Origin of the sequence: Amycolatopsis xylanica, assembly GCF_900107045.1 — a bacterium.
Classification (GTDB): Bacteria; Actinomycetota; Actinomycetes; order Mycobacteriales; family Pseudonocardiaceae; genus Amycolatopsis; species Amycolatopsis xylanica.
In genome coordinates this window covers 61,051-78,112 of record NZ_FNON01000009.1, presented here as the reverse complement: position 1 = coordinate 78,112, position 17,062 = coordinate 61,051, and the positions used below count along the sequence as shown (strand labels likewise).

The following is a 17,062-nucleotide window of genomic DNA, read 5'->3' as shown; positions in this document are numbered from 1 at the left end:
GTCCGCTTCGCGACTTTCGCACCCGGCCATCTGCCCATAACCTGGTGTGAACTGGCTCACGAGAACCGGGAGGATCGCGAATGCGCATATCCGATGTGTTGCGGAGCAAGGGCGCGGCGGTGGCGACGGTATTGCCGGAAACGCTCGTGACCGAGTTGCTGCGCAGACTGGCGGACAACAACGTCGGCGCCATGGTCGTGGTGGGCGTGGACGGGATCGCAGGCATCGTGTCCGAACGGGACGTGGTGCGGCGGCTGACCGAGTACGGGCCGGACCTGCTGTCGATGCCGGTCTCGGCGATCATGACCACCATGGTGGCCAGCTGCCGCCCCGAGGACTCGGTCGACTCGCTGTCGGCGCTGATGACCGAGAAGCGGATCCGGCACGTGCCGGTGGTCGTCGACGGCAAGCTGGTCGGCATCGTCAGCATCGGCGACGTCGTCAAGGTCCGCATGCAGGAGCTGGAGCAGAGCCAGGAGCAGCTGCAGGCCTACATCTCACAGGGGTAGGCCGCCCCAGGCGAGCAGCACGGCGCTGATCTCGTCGCGGATGCGCTCCCGCGCGTCCGCGCGAGGCACGCCGGACATCAGCAGGTCGTCGTACGGCGTGTCCTCATGCCGGATCGAGGCGATCACCGCGAGCCGGACCGCGTTCTCGTCGAGCGCGCGGCCGGCCGCGGTCCGCCCGACGCGGCCGCTGCCCCGGGTCCCGGCGTGCTCGGCGATGGAGCGCGCCCGGTCCTCCGGGCAGCCGGGGAACGACCGGACGATCGCCGCGGCCATCGCGGACTGGAACTCGACGTCCTGCGCCGCGCGCCGTTCGGCGTCGCGCTCACGCCGTCTCGACCGGACCTCTTCGTCGGCGAAGCACTGGGTCTCAGCGGCTTCCAGCGCGGCCTGCTCGATCAGGATCCCTTGGCGCTCATAGCGTTTACGGCGCTTGTTAAACCGCATCACGAGCGCGGAGAGTGTGCTCTCCTTCTTAGCGCGTCTCGACAGCGCCGCGTTGCCCGCGGGCAGGTACAGCAGATGGTCGAAGTCCGCGCAGGTCAGGCAGAGCGGCTTGCCGTCCTCCATGTACACGAACTCGCCCTCGGCGCTCGGCATCCGGCAGCTCGCGCACGTCCACGCGTTCAGCGGTGCGATGACCACGAGATCGGGCGCCTTGTTCTGCCGGGCTTCGAGCTGCTCGCGCCGTTTCTCGGTCAGATCCGGCGAAAGCCAGTGCCGCTGGAAGGCGCGCTCGATCGCTTCCTCGGCGGAGGCCGTGAAGCGCAGCTGGTGATGATCGCGCGTCGCCGCGAGATAGGCGGTGTCACTGGGTCGTAAGCCCTGCTGCCGCGCCCATTCGGTCAAGTGCTCCAACGCTTCGGCGAGCTTGGGCGTGTCGACGGCGATCGCCGAGTCGAGGTGGCGGAGCCTGCCCTGGCGCCATTCCTCGACCCGCGCGGACTTGAGCCAGCCGAGTGAGCAGACCACGGTCACGGGTGCGACGAACTTGTTGCGCGCCAAGCATTCCTCGGCCGCGGTCACGACACGGGTGCGCAGCTTGCTCATTCGTGCCAGCCGCTCAGTTCGACCCCCTTGCCGACGGTGACCCGGAACGCCAGCGTCACCTCACCGGTCGCGCCGGGCGCGAGCGTGAGCTGCCAGGTGAGCTCACCGAGCTCGGTCGACTCCACCGGCTCCGGCGCCGTGCGGACGTCGCGGACCTCGATCGCGTCGTCGCGCGAGACCGGGACCTGGTCCAGCACGGTGATCTTCGCTTCGCGCGGGCTGTGGTTGGCGATGGTCGTGCGGTACTCGGCCTCGCGCCGTTTCGTGCCGGACAGCGTCGCCTTGCTCGCGCTGCGGCGCACGAGCTTGCGCTCGACACGCACCCGGTCGTCGACGCCGAGCGCCAGCTCGACCTCCTCGCCGGGCGCCCACGGGTCGAGCCAGGTGGTCCCGACGAATTCCGCGTCGTGGAAGATCGAGGCGTTGCCGGGCCGCAGGGTGTGCTCCGAGGTGTTGACGACGACCGCGCGCAGGTACGCCTCCTCCGCGCGCACCGGCGCGGTCACGTAGTCGAGCTTCGACTCGGGCTGGAGCACGGCGACCGTGGTCCGGTGCGCCGAGCCGTCCGACGGCACCGCGACCGGGCGCGACGGGCGGTACGTCGCCGCGGCCACGCCCTGTTCGACCGTCGCGGCGCTGTAGGCCATGTCCGCCGCCTTCTCCATCCGCGCGCCCCCTGGCGCGGCGCCGCCGAAGCCCCGCATCGGCGCGGCCGCGGCGGGCATCGGCACGATCGGCTGCACGCGGTCGAGGAACCACGGGTCGAGCTCGGGCACCGAGACCGTCGCGGCGGGGCGCGCGGTGGACAGCGCGAGGTCGCACTCCGGCCAGTCCTCGCCGGTGTTCTGGCTGATCAGGCCATGCCAGGTGAGCGTGACCTCGTCGCCGCGCACCCGGACGTCGTAGGTCGACTCCCAGCTGGCGCCATAGACCACATAGGACAGTTCGAGGGTGATCTCGCCTGCCGCCTCGGACGGCTCCAGCTCGACGGTGACCCGGGTGCTGTCGGGCGTTCCGCTTTGGCGTGCCTGCATTTCCCGGTCGAGCGCGGCCATCGCGTCGTCGAGCTCGGCGTGCTTCACCGCGAGCTCCCGGCGGCGCTGCAGGACGTCGCCGAGCTGCTCGGCGATCGCGTCGCCGACCCCGGCGACCCGCTCCGGCCCCGCCTTGCCGGTGGCGAGCGCCTTCGCGAAGGCGATGCCGCTGCGCCGGTTCAGCGTGGTGAGCAGGTCGGCACGCGACTGCTCGACGGCTTCCGCGTCGGCCAGCTCGTCGAGGTCGGCCTGGAGTTCCTTGCGCCGGTCCAGCAGCTCGCGGATCGCGTCCTGGATCGGCTCGGCGTGGCGCTCTGTCGACACGTCGACACCCACGATCGACGCCGGGCCGGTGCCGTTGACGCGCACCGACTCGGGGGCGAGGCCCTGGGGCAGCCCGGTGAACACGAACCGGTCGTCGAGCGCGGCCGTCGCCCGGCGGGTGATCCTGGCCTGCTGCGGATAGACGGTGACGGCGGTGATCGGGGCTTCCAGCTCGGTCGGCATGGCGCCGACCTTAGTAGGTTGACAGTGCACGGGTGCCCGGGAAGGGTCGGGCGAGGTGTCATCCGGCCTGATTTGTCTTGGGGGTTCTGTGAGAACCGTGTCCGTCCTTCTCGCCGCCGCGGTGGCATGGCCACTGATTTCCGTTGCCGCGCAAGCGGATCCGCCGCCCGCCCCGGTGTTCCAGGACGGCCAGGCGCAGCCGGTGTTCTCCGCCACCGACGTCGTCCGTGACGACGTGTGGGTGACCGCGCCGGTCGACAGCGACCACGACGGCAAGGACGACCTCGTGCACACCGAGGTGGTGCGCCCCAAGGCCACCCTGCAGGGCATGAAGGTCCCGGTCGTCTACCAGGCGAGCCCGTACTACGCGGGCGGCAACGACGTCGCCAACCACAACGTCGACGTCGAGCTCTACGAGCCGGGACGCCCGCACGGCCCGGCCGGCCCGCGCGTCAAGGCCAACGGCGTCGGCCCCGCGGCCATCACCTGGCGCTACGAGCAGTACTTCGTCTCGCGCGGTTTCGCCGTGGTCTACGGCGAATCGCTCGGCAGCGGCAAGTCCACCGGCTGCCCGACCACCGGCGACGTCAACGAGACCATCGGCGCGAAGGCCGTCGTCGACTGGCTGGGCGGCCGCGCCACCGCGCGGGACGCGACCGGCAAGCCCGCCAAGGCCGACTGGAGCACCGGCAAGACCGGCATGATGGGCGTGTCCTACAACGGCACCCTGCCCAACGCGGTCGCCAGCACCGGCGTCCGAGGCCTGGAGACCATCGTCCCGATCGCCGCGATCTCCAGCTGGTACGACTACTACCGCAACGACGGCGCGACCGTCGCGGCCGGCGGGTACCAGGGCGAGGACGCCGACGTGCTCGCGGAGTACGTCTACACCCGCGCCGACCGGGCGATCTGCCGCCCGGTCATCGACCAGCTCGCGAAGGACCAGGACCGGATCACCGGCGACTACAGCCGTTTCTGGGACGTCCGCAACTACCGCAACGACGTGTCGAAGGTTCGCGCCTCGGTGCTCGTCGTGCACGGCCTCAACGACTGGAACGTCAAGACCAGCCAGGCCGCCGAGTGGTACGAGCTGCTCAAGCGGGCCGGCGTCGAGCACAAGATCTGGCTGCACCAGTCCGGCCACGCCGACCCGTACAACCTCCGCCGCGACGCCTGGCTCGTCACGCTGAACAAGTGGATGTCGCATTACCTCTACGGCGTCCAGAACGGCATCCAGAACGAGCCGAAGGCGACCGTCCAGCGCGAGGACCTGTCGTGGACCGACGAGGCCGAATGGCCCGCGCCGGGCACCTCGGACGTGCGCGTCTACCCGTGGTCGGGCGGTCCGTCGAAGGGCACCATCGACACCCGCAACCCGATGCCGGGCAAGCCGGTCGTCGAGAAGCTGGCCGACGACTCGAGCAAGACCGTCGAGCAGCTGATCGACCTGCCCAGCTCCGGCAACCGCCTGCTGTACTCGACGACCGCGGCCAAGCAGGCCGTGCGCCTGTCCGGCACCGCGAAGGTCGACCTGGCGATCGCGTTCGACCGCCCGGCGGCCAACGTGACGGCGGTGCTGGTCGACCGGGGTCCCGACGGCAGGTCCCACGTGATCAGCCGGGGCTGGACCGACCCGCAGAACTACACCGACCCGGCGGTCACCTTGCCGATCCGGCCGGGCACCACGTACCACGTCGAGGTCGGCCTGATCGCCAAGGACTACGTGCTCGCGGCCGGCCACAAGCTGGAGTTCGCGCTGCTGTCGAGCGACCACGACTACACGCTGCGGCCGAAGCCGGGCGCTGGTCTCGCGCTCGACCTGGGGCGGACCTCGATCACGCTCCCGGTCACCGGCGGCAAGGCAGCCCTGCGCGCGGCCTTCTGACGTGCTCGTGAGTGTTGCGACCGGTTCTAACCGGCCGCAACACTCACGACCCCCGTTGCTTGGGCCAGGGGAAGCCGGGTCGTATGAAGGGAGCCTTCATCACGCCCGGGTTGTATGAAGGCTCCCTCCATACAACCCGACCTGGATGAAGGCTCCCTTCATCACGCATAGGTGGATGAAGGCTCCCCTCATACGGGCCGGGCTGTATGAGGGCTCCCTTCATCACGCATAGGTGTATGAGGGCTCCCTTCATACAGATCGAGCATGGCCAAGGGAGCCCGCGCGGAAGGTCTGGCCAGACGCTAGGCGATGGCTAGTCCGCAGGTCAGGGGTCGTGAGTGCTGCGGCCGGTTCTAACCGGCCGGAACACTCACGACCCCTAGCCCACAAGACAAGCAGCTTGACTGAGGTGGATTTGCGGCGTTGAACGACGCATTTCCCCCTCAGCCTCTTCGCCCGGCCGGGCAAACGAGCTGACCAACCGCACCTAACGGACGAATCCGGCCGCCAGCACCACGTTCGGCCCCGGAGACGCACTCTCGACTTTCCTCGCCGCCAACGTCCAGCTGCCGGGTGGTCGATCCTTCACGAACACGACGGTTTGTACGGAAAATGTAGCCGTGGGCGTTGTGCTGGTGGCCGTTCAGCCACCCCGCTCAGGGAGGTATCAGCCCATGTCCAGGTTGCGTCGTCTCGCGGTGCTCGCCACGGCCGCGATCATGCCCGCGCTCGGCCTCACTCTCGCTTCGACCACCGCGGCCAGTGCCGCGCCGAACTTCCAGGTCCCGTTCAAATGCGGGGTCACCGTCACCGCGGCGACCTTCTCGGGGCACAACCCCGCCAACTCGGTCGACTTCCAGAAGAGCGGGATCACCGGGATGCCGGTGCTCGTCGCCGCGCCGGGCACGGTGACCAGGGTCGAGAACCTGGGCAGCGCGAGCTACGGCCGGTGGATCGAGGTCGACCACGGCGGCGGCTGGCGCACCCGGTACGCGCACCTGTCGCGGCAGGACGTCTCGGTCGGGCAGTCGCTGGGCGCGGCCAAGCAGATCGGCCTCGCGGGCGGCACCGGCAACGTCAGCGGCCCGCACCTGCACTTCGAAGAGAACCTCAACGGCGTGACCCAGAAGGCCGTGCTGAACGGCGTCGCGGTGCCGTACTACGCCCATAAGGACTTCACCAGCAAGAACGGCTGCGGCGGGAACCCGTACACCGCCGAAGAGGCCTGCGGTGACGGTTTCTCGGTGATCGACCAGCAGAACGTCGGCACCTCCGGCACCACCTACCTGCTCTACAACGCCTCGACCAAGCAGAACTGCGTGACCACGCTGAAGTCCGTCTCGCTCGGCACCGCCAGCCCGGTCTCGGCGTTCCTGGAGGTCCAGGGCTCCGCGCGGGTCACCGACAGCGGCAACTTCACCTACTACGCGGGACCGGTGAAGAAGGTGGCGGGCTCGACCTGCGTCAAGTGGGGCGGATCGGTCGGCTCGTCGAGCTACGAGAGCCCGTTCGAGCACTGCGGCTAGCGAACCCGCCAGCCTAGCTCACCCCACCGACAGAAAATCGACTTCAAGATCATCCCCGCCCCAGTTGTCCCCACCCACCCCCGTTGTCCACAGATTCGCCACGCCTCCACCACGCGCCCCATCCCCGGCGCAGGGTGGAGGCATGGTCACCTCAGCGATCCCCCATCCCACCCGTCCCGTCATCAGGCTCAAGGACCCGGGCACCATGCTCGCGGCGCTGCCGTACCTGCTCGGCTTCCGCCCCGAGGACTCGGTGATCCTCATCGGCCACCGGGCGCCGCGTCCCGAACGCGTCGGCCTGGTGCTCAGAGCCGACCTGCCGCCACCCGAACACCACGCCGACCAGGCGGCGCAGCTCGCCGCCACGCTCGCGTCCTCAGGCGACGCGGGCGCCACGATCATCGTGGTCGGAAGTCATCCGGCCGTGCCGCCCGGTGCCGGGCCGCCGCATGCCGAACTCGCCGAGATGCTGCGGGACGAGCTCTTCGCGGCCGGGCTGGCGGTGTTCCACGCGTTGTGGGTGTCCGACATCAGCTCCGGCGCCCCCTGGCAGTGCTACGCCGACGCGGACTGCGGAGGCTTGCTGCCCGAGATCGAGTCCACGGTGGCGGCCGCGACCGTCACCGCGAGCGGCAAGGTCACCCACCGCAGCCGTGCCGCGCTGCGACGGCTGCTCGACCCGCCCGACCTGGCCGCGATCGAGCGAAGACGGGCGCTGCTGGCCGAGCCGCCCGAGTACGAGGACCTCACCGCCGACCCCACCGAACGGGGCTGCGCGGTGGTCAGGGCCGGGCTGTTGCTGGCGGACCAGCGCGACCTGTGCCTGGACGATCCCCAGGTCGTCAGCCTCGCGAGGGCGCTGGCGGACCCGAACGTGCGCGACGCCTGCCTCACCACGGCGGTCTCGCCGGGCAGCCGGACCGCCAAGGCGGCGGAACGGCTGTGGCTGGCGCTGGTGCAGGCACTGCCTTCGCCCGACTTCGTGGACGCGGCCTGTCTGCTGGCCTACGCGGCGTACGTGCGCGGTGACGGCGCCTTCGCGAGGATGGCGGTCGAGCGGGTCCGCGCGACCGTGCGGGGCTGCGGCTTGGCCGACCTCATGCAGATCGCGCTCGACCACGCGTACCCACCGGACCAGATGGCCCTGCTCGGCAGGCTCGACGGGTTTCCCGACCTGAGCCTGCCGGAGGACGAGCCCTAGCTCTTCGCGGCCCGCCGCGCCTGGGCGAACTCCCAGGCGTCGCGGGCGATGCCGATCAGGTCGGTGCGCTCGGGCTTCCAGCCGAGCTCCTCGCGGGCCTTGTCACTCGCCGCGACGAGCACGGCCGGGTCGCCGGCACGGCGCGGGGCGACCTCGGCCGGGATGTCGAGGCCGGTGGCCTCGCGGCAGGCGTCGATCACCTGGCGGACCGAGAAACCGGTGCCGTTGCCGAGGTTGTAGATCCGGTGCTCGCCCTCGGCCGCGTGCTTCAGCGCGAGCAGGTGCGCGTCGGCGAGGTCGACCACGTGGATGTAGTCGCGCACGGCGGTGCCGTCGTCGGTGGGGTAGTCCTCGCCGAAGATCGAGATGTGCGGCCGCTCGCCCGTGGCGGCCTGGAAGACCAGCGGGATGAGGTGCGTCTCGGTGGTGTGGCGCTCGCCGTACGAGCCGTAGGCGCCGGCGACGTTGAAGTACCGCAGGCTCACGGCCGCGAGGCCGTGCGCCCTGGCATAGGAGGTGATCGCGTGATCGATGGCGAGTTTGCTGGCGCCATAGGTGTTCGTCGGGTCGGTGGGCGCGGTCTCCGCGATGGGAGACTCCTTCGGCTCGCCATAGGTGGCCGCAGTCGAAGAGAAGACCAGCCGCGGGGTGCCGTGCTTGCGCATCGCGTCGAGCAGGCGGATGGAGGTGAGCACGTTGCCGTGCCAGTACTTCGCCGGGTCCGACATGGACTCACCGACGAGCGACTTCGCCGCGAAGTGCAGCACGCCGTCGAATCCTTCGCCCAGCAGGGTTTCCGCCGTCTCCGCGGCGTCACCCTCGATGAACCGGGCCCGCGGGTGCACGGCGTCGCCATGCCCGGTGGACAGGTCGTCCACGACGGTGACCTCGTGCCCGGCCTCGATCAACCGGGCGGTGCAGACGCTGCCGATATAACCGGCTCCGCCCGTCACGATCAGTTTCAGGGCCTTGCTCTGGTCGGTCACATTCGGGCCTTTCTCATCCAGGGTGCGCGAGTGGGCCATAGTCTCCCCTCACTGCGACGCCCGGCGACGCACGGGGGTTGCTTGGCCGCTGCCTGAACGTCCACGAGGCCAAGGTCGGTGAAGGCCTCCGAGCGCCGCTTTCCGCTCCTCGCGACCTCCGGGAGCACGGCGACCAGCCTGACGGTGTGGTCTTGGGGCGTCATCGGCCGCTGTGCCAGGCAGGGCGACGTGAACGCCTCGTTCGCAACGTTCAACGTTGCGAACGAGGCGTTCACAACGTCCAGCCGGCGGACCCCGCCCGATTTAGTGTCCACAAAGGACCCTGAACGGGAGAGTTGGTCCATTATGTCGCGTTTAGGTGGTTTTGTGGGACCAGGGGAGGTGACGAACGGGGCTTATGTCACGCTGAGCGTTACGTAAGTGGCTTTTGTGCGCTCGCCCGGGTGAGGGAGGCCCTCACCCGGCCAACGCCGGCCCGCACGGCCCTAGGTGGCCGAATCCCTTCCGGCGCCGCGCGAAGGGACGGCCACGAACGCGCGCGGCTTCCGGTACCCGGCGGCCTCGAAAGCGCTGACGCAGGCGGCTTCCACACTGTCCACATCGGACTCGCGGACCAGTGCGATCGCCGAGCCGCCGAAACCGCCGCCGATCATGCGCGCGCCCAGCGCGCCCGCCTTCCTGGCCGAGTCGACGGCGAGGTCGAGTTCGGGGCAGGAGACGCGGTAGTCGTCGCGCAGGCTCTCGTGGGAGGCGTCGATCAGCGGGCCGACGTCGGCGAGGCGGTCGGCGCGGAGCAGCTCGACCACGTCGAGCACGCGCTGGTTCTCGGTGACCACGTGCCGGGTGAGCGGGACGAGGTCGGCGGGCAATTTGTCCAAAGCGGACGCAAGGCCGTCGGGCGTGATGTCGCGCAGTGCCTTCACGCCGAGCCGCTCGGAGGCCAGCTCGGTGCCGCGGCGGCGTTCACCGTAGGCGCCGTCGTTGAGCGAGTGCTTGGTGCGCGTGTCGATCACGAGCACCGCCAGCCCGGCGGCCGCGGCGTCGAAGGGGACCTGCTCGCTCTCGCCGGAACGCACGTCGTGGAAGAGCACGTGCGCTTCGGTGCAGCACAGGGAAGCGGTCTGGTCGAGCAAGCCGGTGGGCGCGCCGACGAAGTCGTTCTCGGAGCGCTGGACCCAGCGGGCGACCTGATGACGGGTCGGCGTGCCGGGCGCGGCGTCGTCGAGTTCGACGCCGGACAGGCCCAGCAAGGCCAGCGCGACGGCGCATTCGAGCGCGTGCGAAGACGAAAGCCCGGCGCCGGACGGGACATCACCCGCGATCACCAGGTCGGCGCCGCGGTCGAACCCCTCGTCCCGCAGCACCCAGGCGACCCCGGCCGGGTACGCGGCCCACCCGTCGATCCGGCCGGGCTCGAGATCCGGGATCTCGAGTGGCCCGGTTTCCTGGATCTTGCCGTCGGAGCCGAGCGTCGCGACCGTCAGCACCTGGTCGTCGCGCCGCGAAGCGGCCGCCGCCAGGCGATGGGGGAGCGCGAAGGGCAGGACGAAGCCGTCGTTGTAGTCGGTGTGCTCGCCGATCAGGTTGACGCGCCCTGGTGCCGACCACACGCCCTCGGGCGCGCGGCCGTGCACCGAGCGGAACGTCGCCGCGGCCTCGGTGGCCGGGCTCACCTGGCCTGCGCCAGCACGGCGTGCAGGACCGAGGTGGCCACCGCGACCGTGTTGTTCTCGCCGGAGATCTCGATGGTCGAGCCGGTGCCGTTCGCCTTGGCGACCGTCACGGTGCGGCCGGGCACGAGGCCGACCGACTTGAGCTCGGTCATCAGCGCCTCGTCGAGCTGGAGGTGCTCGGCGATCCGCCGGATCTCCACGTCGCCGCCGCCCGCGCGGGCGAACTCGTCGAGCCGGACCAGGTCCGCTTCGGCCGGGGGAGCGGGCTCGCCGCCCTCACCGAGCTTGTCGAGACCGGGAATCGGGTTGCCATAGGGAGAGGTGGTGGGGTGATCGAGCAGCTTCACGAGCTTGCGCTCGACGGCCTCGCTCATCACGTGCTCCCAGCGGCACGCCTCGGTGTGCACGTGCTCCCACTCCAGGCCGATCACGTCGACCAGCAGGCGCTCGGCGAGCCGGTGCTTGCGCATCACGGCGATGGCCAGCTCGCGGCCGTGGTCGGTGAGCTGGAGGTGCCGGTCGTCGGCGACGATCACCAGGCCGTCGCGCTCCATCCGGGCGACCGTCTGGCTCACGGTGGGTCCGCTCTGCTGCAGGCGTTCCGCGATACGGGCGCGCAGCGGGACGACACCCTCTTCTTCGAGCTCGTAGATGGTACGCAAGTACATCTCTGTGGTGTCGATGAGATCGTTCACGCTGTCCCCTTCGTCCGCGTTGCTTATCGTAGTCGCTTCGACCCAGCGCAGCGGCAGCCATGGGGTTAACAAGCTCCGGGGCGGAAAAAGTCCGCACTACCTGGCCCCTTGACGGCCGGTGGGGAGAAGATGGCCACATGCTTCCCTTGATCACCACAACGGCACTCTCCGTGATGCTCGACGGTCCCGAGGACGGCAGGCCCGTCCTGCTCGACGTGCGCTGGCGCCTCGGCGGACCTCCCGGTATCGAGGCGTATCAGGCCGGTCACCTGCCGCGAGCCGTCTACGTCGATCTCGACACCGCGCTGGCGAGCGAGCCGGGCGAAGGCGGACGGCATCCGCTGCCCGAACCCGCGCAACTGCAAGCGCATCTGCGCGCGGCGGGTGTCCACGAAGGTCACCCGGTCGTGGTGTACGACGACGCCGACGGGTCGATCGCGGCCCGCGCCTGGTGGCTGCTGCGGTGGGCGGGGCACACGGAAGTGGCCGTGCTGGACGGTGGATTCGCGGCTTGGCAGGCCGAAGGAAAGCCGGTCACCACCGAGGTTCCGGTTCCGGTGCCCGGTGACATCGAGGTCCGGCCGGGGCAGATGCCCGTGCTCGACGCGGACGAAGCGGCCGAGCTGGCGCGCAAGGGTGTTCTGCTCGACGCGCGGGCGCGCCCGCGGTACGCCGGTGAGGTCGAGCCGATCGACCCGGCGGCGGGGCACATCCCGGGCGCGCTGAACGCTCCCTTCAGCGCGCACGCGGCGGAAGACGGGCGCTGGCGCACGGCGGAGGAGCTCAAGGCGCATTTCGCCGAACTGGATGTCACCGAAGCCGGAAACGTCGGCGCCTACTGCGGATCGGGCGTCACCGCGAGCTCGGTCGTGCTGGCCTTGGAGGTCGCCGGGCACCCCGGCACCGCGCTCTACACCGGTTCCTGGTCGCACTGGTCGCGTGACCCGAGCCGCCCGGTCGCGACCGGAGACGCACCCGGCTGACCGGCGCGGCGCGCCGCCGGGCGCACTAAGGTGCGAAGCATGCGGGCACCGGCGGTCGTGTGGGACTCCTCTCTGCTGGGTTACGACCTGGGTGGTGAGCACCCGTTCAATCCCGTCCGGCTGGAGCTGACCATCCGGCTGGCGACCGAACTCGGGGTGCTCGACGGGGTCCCGCTGCTGGTGCCCGATCCCGCCTCCGACGACGAGCTGCGCCGGATTCACACCGACGAGTACCTCTCGGCCGTGAAGCAGGCGCCGCTCGCCGGCTGGGACGTCGGCCACGGGCTGGGCACCGAGGACAACCCGGTGTTCAGCGACATGCACGAATCGTCCGCGCTCGTGGTCGGCTCGACCCTGCTCGCCGCGCGCAAGATCGCCGAGGGGGAGGCCACCCGCGCGGTCAACATCGCGGGCGGCCTGCACCACGCTATGAAGAACAACGCGTCCGGTTTCTGCGTGTACAACGACTGCTCGGTCGCGATCTCGTGGCTGCTGGACAACGGGTTCGACCGGGTGGCCTATGTGGACACCGACGTGCACCACGGCGACGGCGTGCAGACGGCGTTCTACGACGATCCGCGGGTGCTCACCATCTCGCTGCACCAGCACCCGTTCACACTGTGGCCGGGCACCGGCTACTCCGGCGAGACCGGCGACGGCGCGGCCGAGGGCACCTCGGTCAACATCCCGCTCCCGCCGCGTACCAAGGACGCGGGCTGGCTGCGCGCGTTCAGCGCGGTCGTGCCTTCGCTGCTGGCCGGATTCCAGCCGCAGATCCTGGTCACCCAATGCGGTGTCGACTCCCACGACGAGGACCCGCTCGCCGACCTCGCGCTGTCCGTCGACGGCCACCGCGCGATCTACCGCCTGCTGCGCGAGCTCGCCGACACGCACGCGGGCGGCAAATGGCTGGCCGTCGGCGGTGGCGGCTACCAGCTGATCCGGGTGGTGCCCCGGTCGTGGACGCATCTGCTCGCCACCGTGCTCGACCGTGACGTGGCGCCCGAAATCCTGCTTCCGCCGGACTGGGTGGGTACCGTGAAAAGAGCAGCGCCCCAAGCCGAGATCCCGGCGGCGATGACCGACGGCGCCGACACCACGTTCAAGGCGTGGGGCGACGGCGAGGACGACCCGGTCGACATCGCGATCCGGGACACCCGCCGTGCCGTGTTCCCGTCGCACGGCTTGGATCCCGACGATCCGAGGGACTGACCGATGAGACCGATCCGATGAGCGCGGGCCAGCGGCGCGACCCGTTCGACTACCCGCGGCACTGGGAGGCCGACGTCGTGCTGAGCGACGGCGGCACCGTCCACTTGCGACCGGTGATCCCCGACGACGCGGACGGTCTCGTCGCGCTGCACGGCAGGCTCTCCGAGCGCAGCCGGTACTTCCGGTACTTCGGCGCCTATCCGCGCATCCCGCAGCGCGACCTCGAACGCTTCTCGGTCGTCGACCACCACGACCGGGTCGCCTTCGTCGCGCTGCTGGGTGACGAGATCATCGCGGTCGGCCGGTACGAACGCCTCGACGACGGCCCGTCGGCCGAAGTCGCCTTCGTGGTCGACGACGCGCACCAGGGCCGCGGCCTCGGTTCGATCCTGCTGGAGCACCTCGCGGCGGCGGCCGCCGAATGCGGGCTCAGCCGGTTCGTCGCCGAGGTGCTCGCCGAGAACTCGCCGATGGTCCGCGTCTTCCGCGACGCCGGTTACCAGGTCAGCCGCGAGATCGAGGAAGGCGTGCTGCACCTCGAATTCGACATCGACCCGACCGAGGAGTCGCTCGCCGTCGCCCGGTCCCGCGAGCAGGCCGCCGAGGCGCGCAGCGTCTACAACCTGCTGCACCCGCGCTCGGTCGCGGTCATCGGCGCCTCGGCCGATCCGACCAAGATCGGCTACGTGGCATTGACGAACCTGCTCGCCGCCGACTTCGCGGGCACCGTCTACCCGGTCAACCCCGAGCACCGCTCGGTGCGCGGCGTGCGCGCCTATCCGTCCGTCGTGGACATCCCTGACCAGGTCGACCTCGCGGTCGTCGCGGTGCGGGCCGAGGTCGTCGAGTCCGTTTTGGACGGTGCGCTCGCCAAGGGCGTCAAGACCTTGCTCATCGTCTCCGGCGGGTTCGCCGAAGCCGGGCCGCTCGGCCTGCACGCCGAACTCCGCCTCGTCGGCGAGGCGAGGGCGCACGGCATGCGCGTGGTCGGCCCGAACGCGCTCGGCGTGCTCAACACCGACGCCGGCGTCCGTCTCAACGCGACACTCGCCCCGCGCCTGCCCGCGCGCGGGCGCACCGGGTTCTTCTGCCAGTCCGGCGCGCTCGGCACCGCGATCCTCGCCGACGCCGAAGCGCGTGGCCTCGGCCTTTCGACGTTCGTCTCGGCCGGTAACCGCGCCGACGTCTCCGGCAACGACCTGCTGCAGTACTGGGAAACCGACCCCAACACCGACCTGGTGCTGCTCTACCTGGAGTCGTTCGGCAACCCGCGCAAGTTCGCCCGCCTCGCCAGGCGGCTCGCCCGCACCAAGCCGATCGTGGCGGTGAAATCCGGCCGCCACGCCATCCGCCCGCAGCTCGCCGCGACCTCGATCGAGGTCGACGAGGCCAGCGTGCAGGCGCTGTTCGAGCAGACCGGCGTCGTTCGCGTCGACACGCTCGCCCAGCTCTTCGACACCGCGCTCGTCTTCGCGCACCAGCCGCTCCCGGCCGGGCCGCGCGTCGGCATCGTCGGCAACTCCAGCGCCATCGGCCTGCTCGCCGCCGACACGGCCCGCGCGCAGGGACTCAAGCTCGCCTTCGACCCGGTCGACGTCGGCCCGCAGGCCGGTCCGGAGGAGTTCGCCGCCGCCGTCCGCGAGGCGCTGAACTCACCGGAGACGGACGCGCTGGTCGTGGTCTTCGTGCCGCCGCTCGCCATCCCCGGCACCGCGTTCGCCCGCGCGCTGCGTGAGGCGGTCGTCGAACTGGCCGGGCACAAGCCGATCGTGTCCACGTTCCTGGCCGCCGAAGGTGTCCCGGCCGAATTGGCCGTCCTGTCGGAAGACGGTTCGCCCACCCGCGGTTCGGTGCCCTCGTATCCCAGCCCCGAGCGCGCGGTGAACGCGCTCGCCCGCGTCGTCCGCTACGCCGCGTGGCGCCAGCGCCCGCAGGGCAGTCTCATCCGCCCGGCAGGCCTGCACATCGAGAAGGCGCAGGACATCGTCCGCGAAATCCTCGCCGCGGAGGACGGCAAGACCACCCTGCTGAGTGACGAGGACGTGGTGCGCCTGCTCGGCTGCTACGGCGTCGACGTCGTCCCGTTCAGCGTGGTGTCCACTGAGGACGAGGCCGTTTCGGTGGCGGCCGGGCTCGGCTACCCGGTCACCCTCAAGGCCGTCGACGAACGCCTGCGCGGCCGCCCCGACCTCGCGGGTGTCCGCCTGGACCTGGGGTCGGAGGACGCCGTCCGCACCAGCTACCGCGACCTCGTCGAGGTCTCCGGCGAAGAGGACGTCTACGTCCAGCGCATGGCGCCGAAGGGCATCTCGTGCGTGATCGGCCTGCAGGACGACCCGTCCTTCGGCACGCTGGTCTCGTTCGGCCTGTCCGGGCTGGTCAGCACCCTGCTCGGGGACCGCGCGTACCGGGCGGTCCCGGTGACGGACATGGACGCCGCCACCCTCGTCCGCGAACCTCGCACCGCGCCGCTGCTCACCGGCTACCGCGGCGACGAGCCCGCCGACCTGGCCGCGCTGCAGGACCTGGTGCTGCGGGTGGCCGCGCTGGCCGAGGACAACCCCGAGATCCGCTCGCTCACCCTCGACCCGATCCTCGCCTCGCCGGACGGCGCGTTCGTCGCCAACGCCCGCGCGGTGCTCGGCCCGCCGCCGTCCCGCCCGGACACCGGCCCGCGCAGGCTCCGCCCGATCACGGCGCCGGACTGAGACCACGAAAACGGGTGCGCCCCCACGAGGGGAGCGCACCCGTTTCGGTCAAGCGAAAATCAGATGGCAGTCACGCCGGTGGCCTGCGGGCCCTTCTGGCCCTGACCCACCTCGAACTGCACACGCTGGTTCTCCTCGAGGCTCTTGAAGCCCGAGCCCTGGATCTCCGAGTAGTGCACGAAGACGTCGGCGCCGCCGTCGTCAGGCGCGATGAACCCGAAGCCCTTTTCGGAGTTGAACCACTTCACGACACCCTGTGCCATCTTTACTTCTCCTAGATCAACTGCGGAATAGCGGGAGGTCGCTGTCCCGAACGAGAACTACTCCACAGCTGGGAGAATCACACGCCCGCAACCGGCTTCGCGAGCGTGGAGCACACGAACACAAAACTCAGACGACCGAGGTAAGTCCAGCACACCCGAAGATCGGGCGCAACCACGACTCACCGCTGCGCGGAAATATAGCGTGCCAGTTTCGCCGCCAGCCCGGCGCGGTCCCCGGTGACCGCGAACCGCGGCCTGGCCTGCCCGCGACCGTCCCCGCCGAGTACCTCCGCGACGAAGCGGGCCACCCGCGCGGGCTCCGGGACGAGGTCCTCGCCGCCGAAATACGCTGCCCGATCGGGCTCGGCTTCGACGGCCACGGCCCAGCCGTGCCGTTCGCTCCAGATCAGCATCAGGTCCCGGTCCGGCCGGTCCGCGCGCCGGGTGCTGAGCCCGACGTAGGCCGTCGCCGTGTCGCTGACCTCGAACGTGACGGCCTCGCGGGCCACGCCGAGTGCCGACGCGACCTCGCTGACGTAGCCGGCGAGTCCGCTGGCCACGGTCTGCGCGTCCATGACGGGTCCTAGGCCTCCAAGCCCAGCATCGCCAGTAGCCGGACGCGGTCGTCACCGTCCGTCGCGTTCTTCGTCACACGGAGGGCCGCCCGGCTCCGCATCACGTCCTCGTGGTCGCGTGCGGCGATCCGCGCCTTGGCGAAGTGGCCTTGCTCGTGCGTCCTGGACGTTGGCTCTGACCGGGTCATGTGATCCCTTCGAAGGCGCTGATGAGCTCTGATGACGCTACAGCACCCGTCCCCGCCCGCCCCTTACGTA

15 protein-coding genes are annotated in these 17,062 nt (G+C 70.5%); 7 read left to right on the top strand and 8 right to left on the bottom strand.

Features of this window, described 5'->3' with window-relative positions:
* Positions 1 to 80 precede the first annotated feature (80 nt).
* Entirely contained in the window at positions 81 to 509 is a 429-nt protein-coding gene (locus BLV57_RS33820) for a CBS domain-containing protein (RefSeq protein ID WP_091296211.1), read from the top strand.
* Here BLV57_RS33820 and BLV57_RS33815 read toward each other — a convergent pair.
* Positions 498 to 1,556, bottom strand: coding sequence for a DUF2293 domain-containing protein (locus tag BLV57_RS33815; protein ID WP_091296209.1), 1,059 nt, complete (start codon positions 1,554 to 1,556; stop codon positions 498 to 500). The genes BLV57_RS33820 and BLV57_RS33815 overlap by 12 nt on opposite strands.
* Positions 1,553 to 3,097: a DUF4139 domain-containing protein gene (locus tag BLV57_RS33810; protein ID WP_091296208.1), complete on the bottom strand. Its 1,545-nt coding sequence runs from the start codon at positions 3,095 to 3,097 to the stop codon at positions 1,553 to 1,555. The genes BLV57_RS33815 and BLV57_RS33810 overlap by 4 nt, the downstream gene beginning before the upstream one ends.
* Before the next feature lie 97 nt (positions 3,098 to 3,194).
* On the opposite strand from BLV57_RS33810, the gene BLV57_RS33805 reads away from it, so the two are divergent.
* From BLV57_RS33805 to BLV57_RS33795, 3 genes are all read left to right on the top strand, one after another.
* A complete protein-coding gene (locus tag BLV57_RS33805; protein WP_091296206.1) occupies positions 3,195 to 4,982 on the top strand; it encodes a Xaa-Pro dipeptidyl-peptidase in 1,788 nt (595 codons plus the stop codon).
* 674 nt (positions 4,983 to 5,656) lie between these two features.
* Positions 5,657 to 6,508 (top strand): M23 family metallopeptidase, encoded by an 852-nt coding sequence (locus BLV57_RS33800; RefSeq protein WP_091296205.1) that lies wholly within the window; start codon positions 5,657 to 5,659, stop codon positions 6,506 to 6,508.
* Between the two features lie 142 nt (positions 6,509 to 6,650).
* Positions 6,651 to 7,709: a DUF4192 domain-containing protein gene (locus BLV57_RS33795; protein ID WP_091296203.1), complete on the top strand. Its 1,059-nt coding sequence runs from the start codon at positions 6,651 to 6,653 to the stop codon at positions 7,707 to 7,709.
* On the opposite strand, the gene galE is transcribed toward BLV57_RS33795, so the two are convergent.
* The 3 genes from galE to BLV57_RS33775 all read right to left on the bottom strand — a co-directional run bounded on the left by galE (position 7,706) and on the right by BLV57_RS33775 (position 11,063).
* The gene (gene galE / locus BLV57_RS33790) at positions 7,706 to 8,695 is read right to left on the bottom strand and encodes a UDP-glucose 4-epimerase GalE (RefSeq protein WP_091296201.1); all 990 of its coding nucleotides are present in this window, start codon (positions 8,693 to 8,695) and stop codon (positions 7,706 to 7,708) included. The genes BLV57_RS33795 and galE overlap by 4 nt on opposite strands.
* Before the next feature lie 485 nt (positions 8,696 to 9,180).
* Positions 9,181 to 10,368 (bottom strand): galactokinase, encoded by a 1,188-nt coding sequence (gene galK / locus BLV57_RS33780; RefSeq protein ID WP_091296197.1) that lies wholly within the window; start codon positions 10,366 to 10,368, stop codon positions 9,181 to 9,183.
* A complete protein-coding gene (locus tag BLV57_RS33775; protein WP_176968930.1) occupies positions 10,365 to 11,063 on the bottom strand; it encodes an iron-dependent transcriptional repressor DtxR in 699 nt (232 codons plus the stop codon). Before BLV57_RS33775 ends, galK begins: the two co-directional genes overlap by 4 nt.
* 137 nt (positions 11,064 to 11,200) lie before the next feature.
* Here BLV57_RS33775 and BLV57_RS33770 point away from each other — a divergent pair, with 137 nt between their 5' ends.
* The 3 genes from BLV57_RS33770 to BLV57_RS33760 are packed head-to-tail and all read left to right on the top strand — an operon-like array spanning position 11,201 to position 15,966.
* Positions 11,201 to 12,046 (top strand): sulfurtransferase, encoded by an 846-nt coding sequence (locus BLV57_RS33770; RefSeq protein ID WP_091296196.1) that lies wholly within the window; start codon positions 11,201 to 11,203, stop codon positions 12,044 to 12,046.
* 39 nt (positions 12,047 to 12,085) lie between these two features.
* The gene (locus BLV57_RS33765; RefSeq protein WP_091296194.1) at positions 12,086 to 13,258 is read left to right on the top strand and encodes an acetoin utilization protein AcuC; all 1,173 of its coding nucleotides are present in this window, start codon (positions 12,086 to 12,088) and stop codon (positions 13,256 to 13,258) included.
* A gap of 17 nt (positions 13,259 to 13,275) precedes the next feature.
* On the top strand, positions 13,276 to 15,966 hold the full coding sequence (locus BLV57_RS33760) for a bifunctional acetate--CoA ligase family protein/GNAT family N-acetyltransferase (RefSeq protein ID WP_091296192.1): 2,691 nt from the start codon (positions 13,276 to 13,278) through the stop codon (positions 15,964 to 15,966).
* Between the two features lie 59 nt (positions 15,967 to 16,025).
* Here the strand turns inward: BLV57_RS33760 and BLV57_RS33755 are convergent, their stop codons facing one another.
* The 3 genes from BLV57_RS33755 to BLV57_RS33745 form a co-directional block, all read right to left on the bottom strand.
* The gene (locus BLV57_RS33755; protein WP_091296190.1) at positions 16,026 to 16,229 is read right to left on the bottom strand and encodes a cold-shock protein; all 204 of its coding nucleotides are present in this window, start codon (positions 16,227 to 16,229) and stop codon (positions 16,026 to 16,028) included.
* Positions 16,230 to 16,408: 179 nt separating this feature from the next.
* On the bottom strand, positions 16,409 to 16,804 hold the full coding sequence (locus BLV57_RS33750) for a DUF6292 family protein (protein ID WP_091296188.1): 396 nt from the start codon (positions 16,802 to 16,804) through the stop codon (positions 16,409 to 16,411).
* 8 nt (positions 16,805 to 16,812) lie between these two features.
* Positions 16,813 to 16,992, bottom strand: coding sequence for a hypothetical protein (locus BLV57_RS33745; RefSeq protein WP_091296186.1), 180 nt, complete (start codon positions 16,990 to 16,992; stop codon positions 16,813 to 16,815).
* Positions 16,993 to 17,062: the final 70 nt, after the last annotated feature.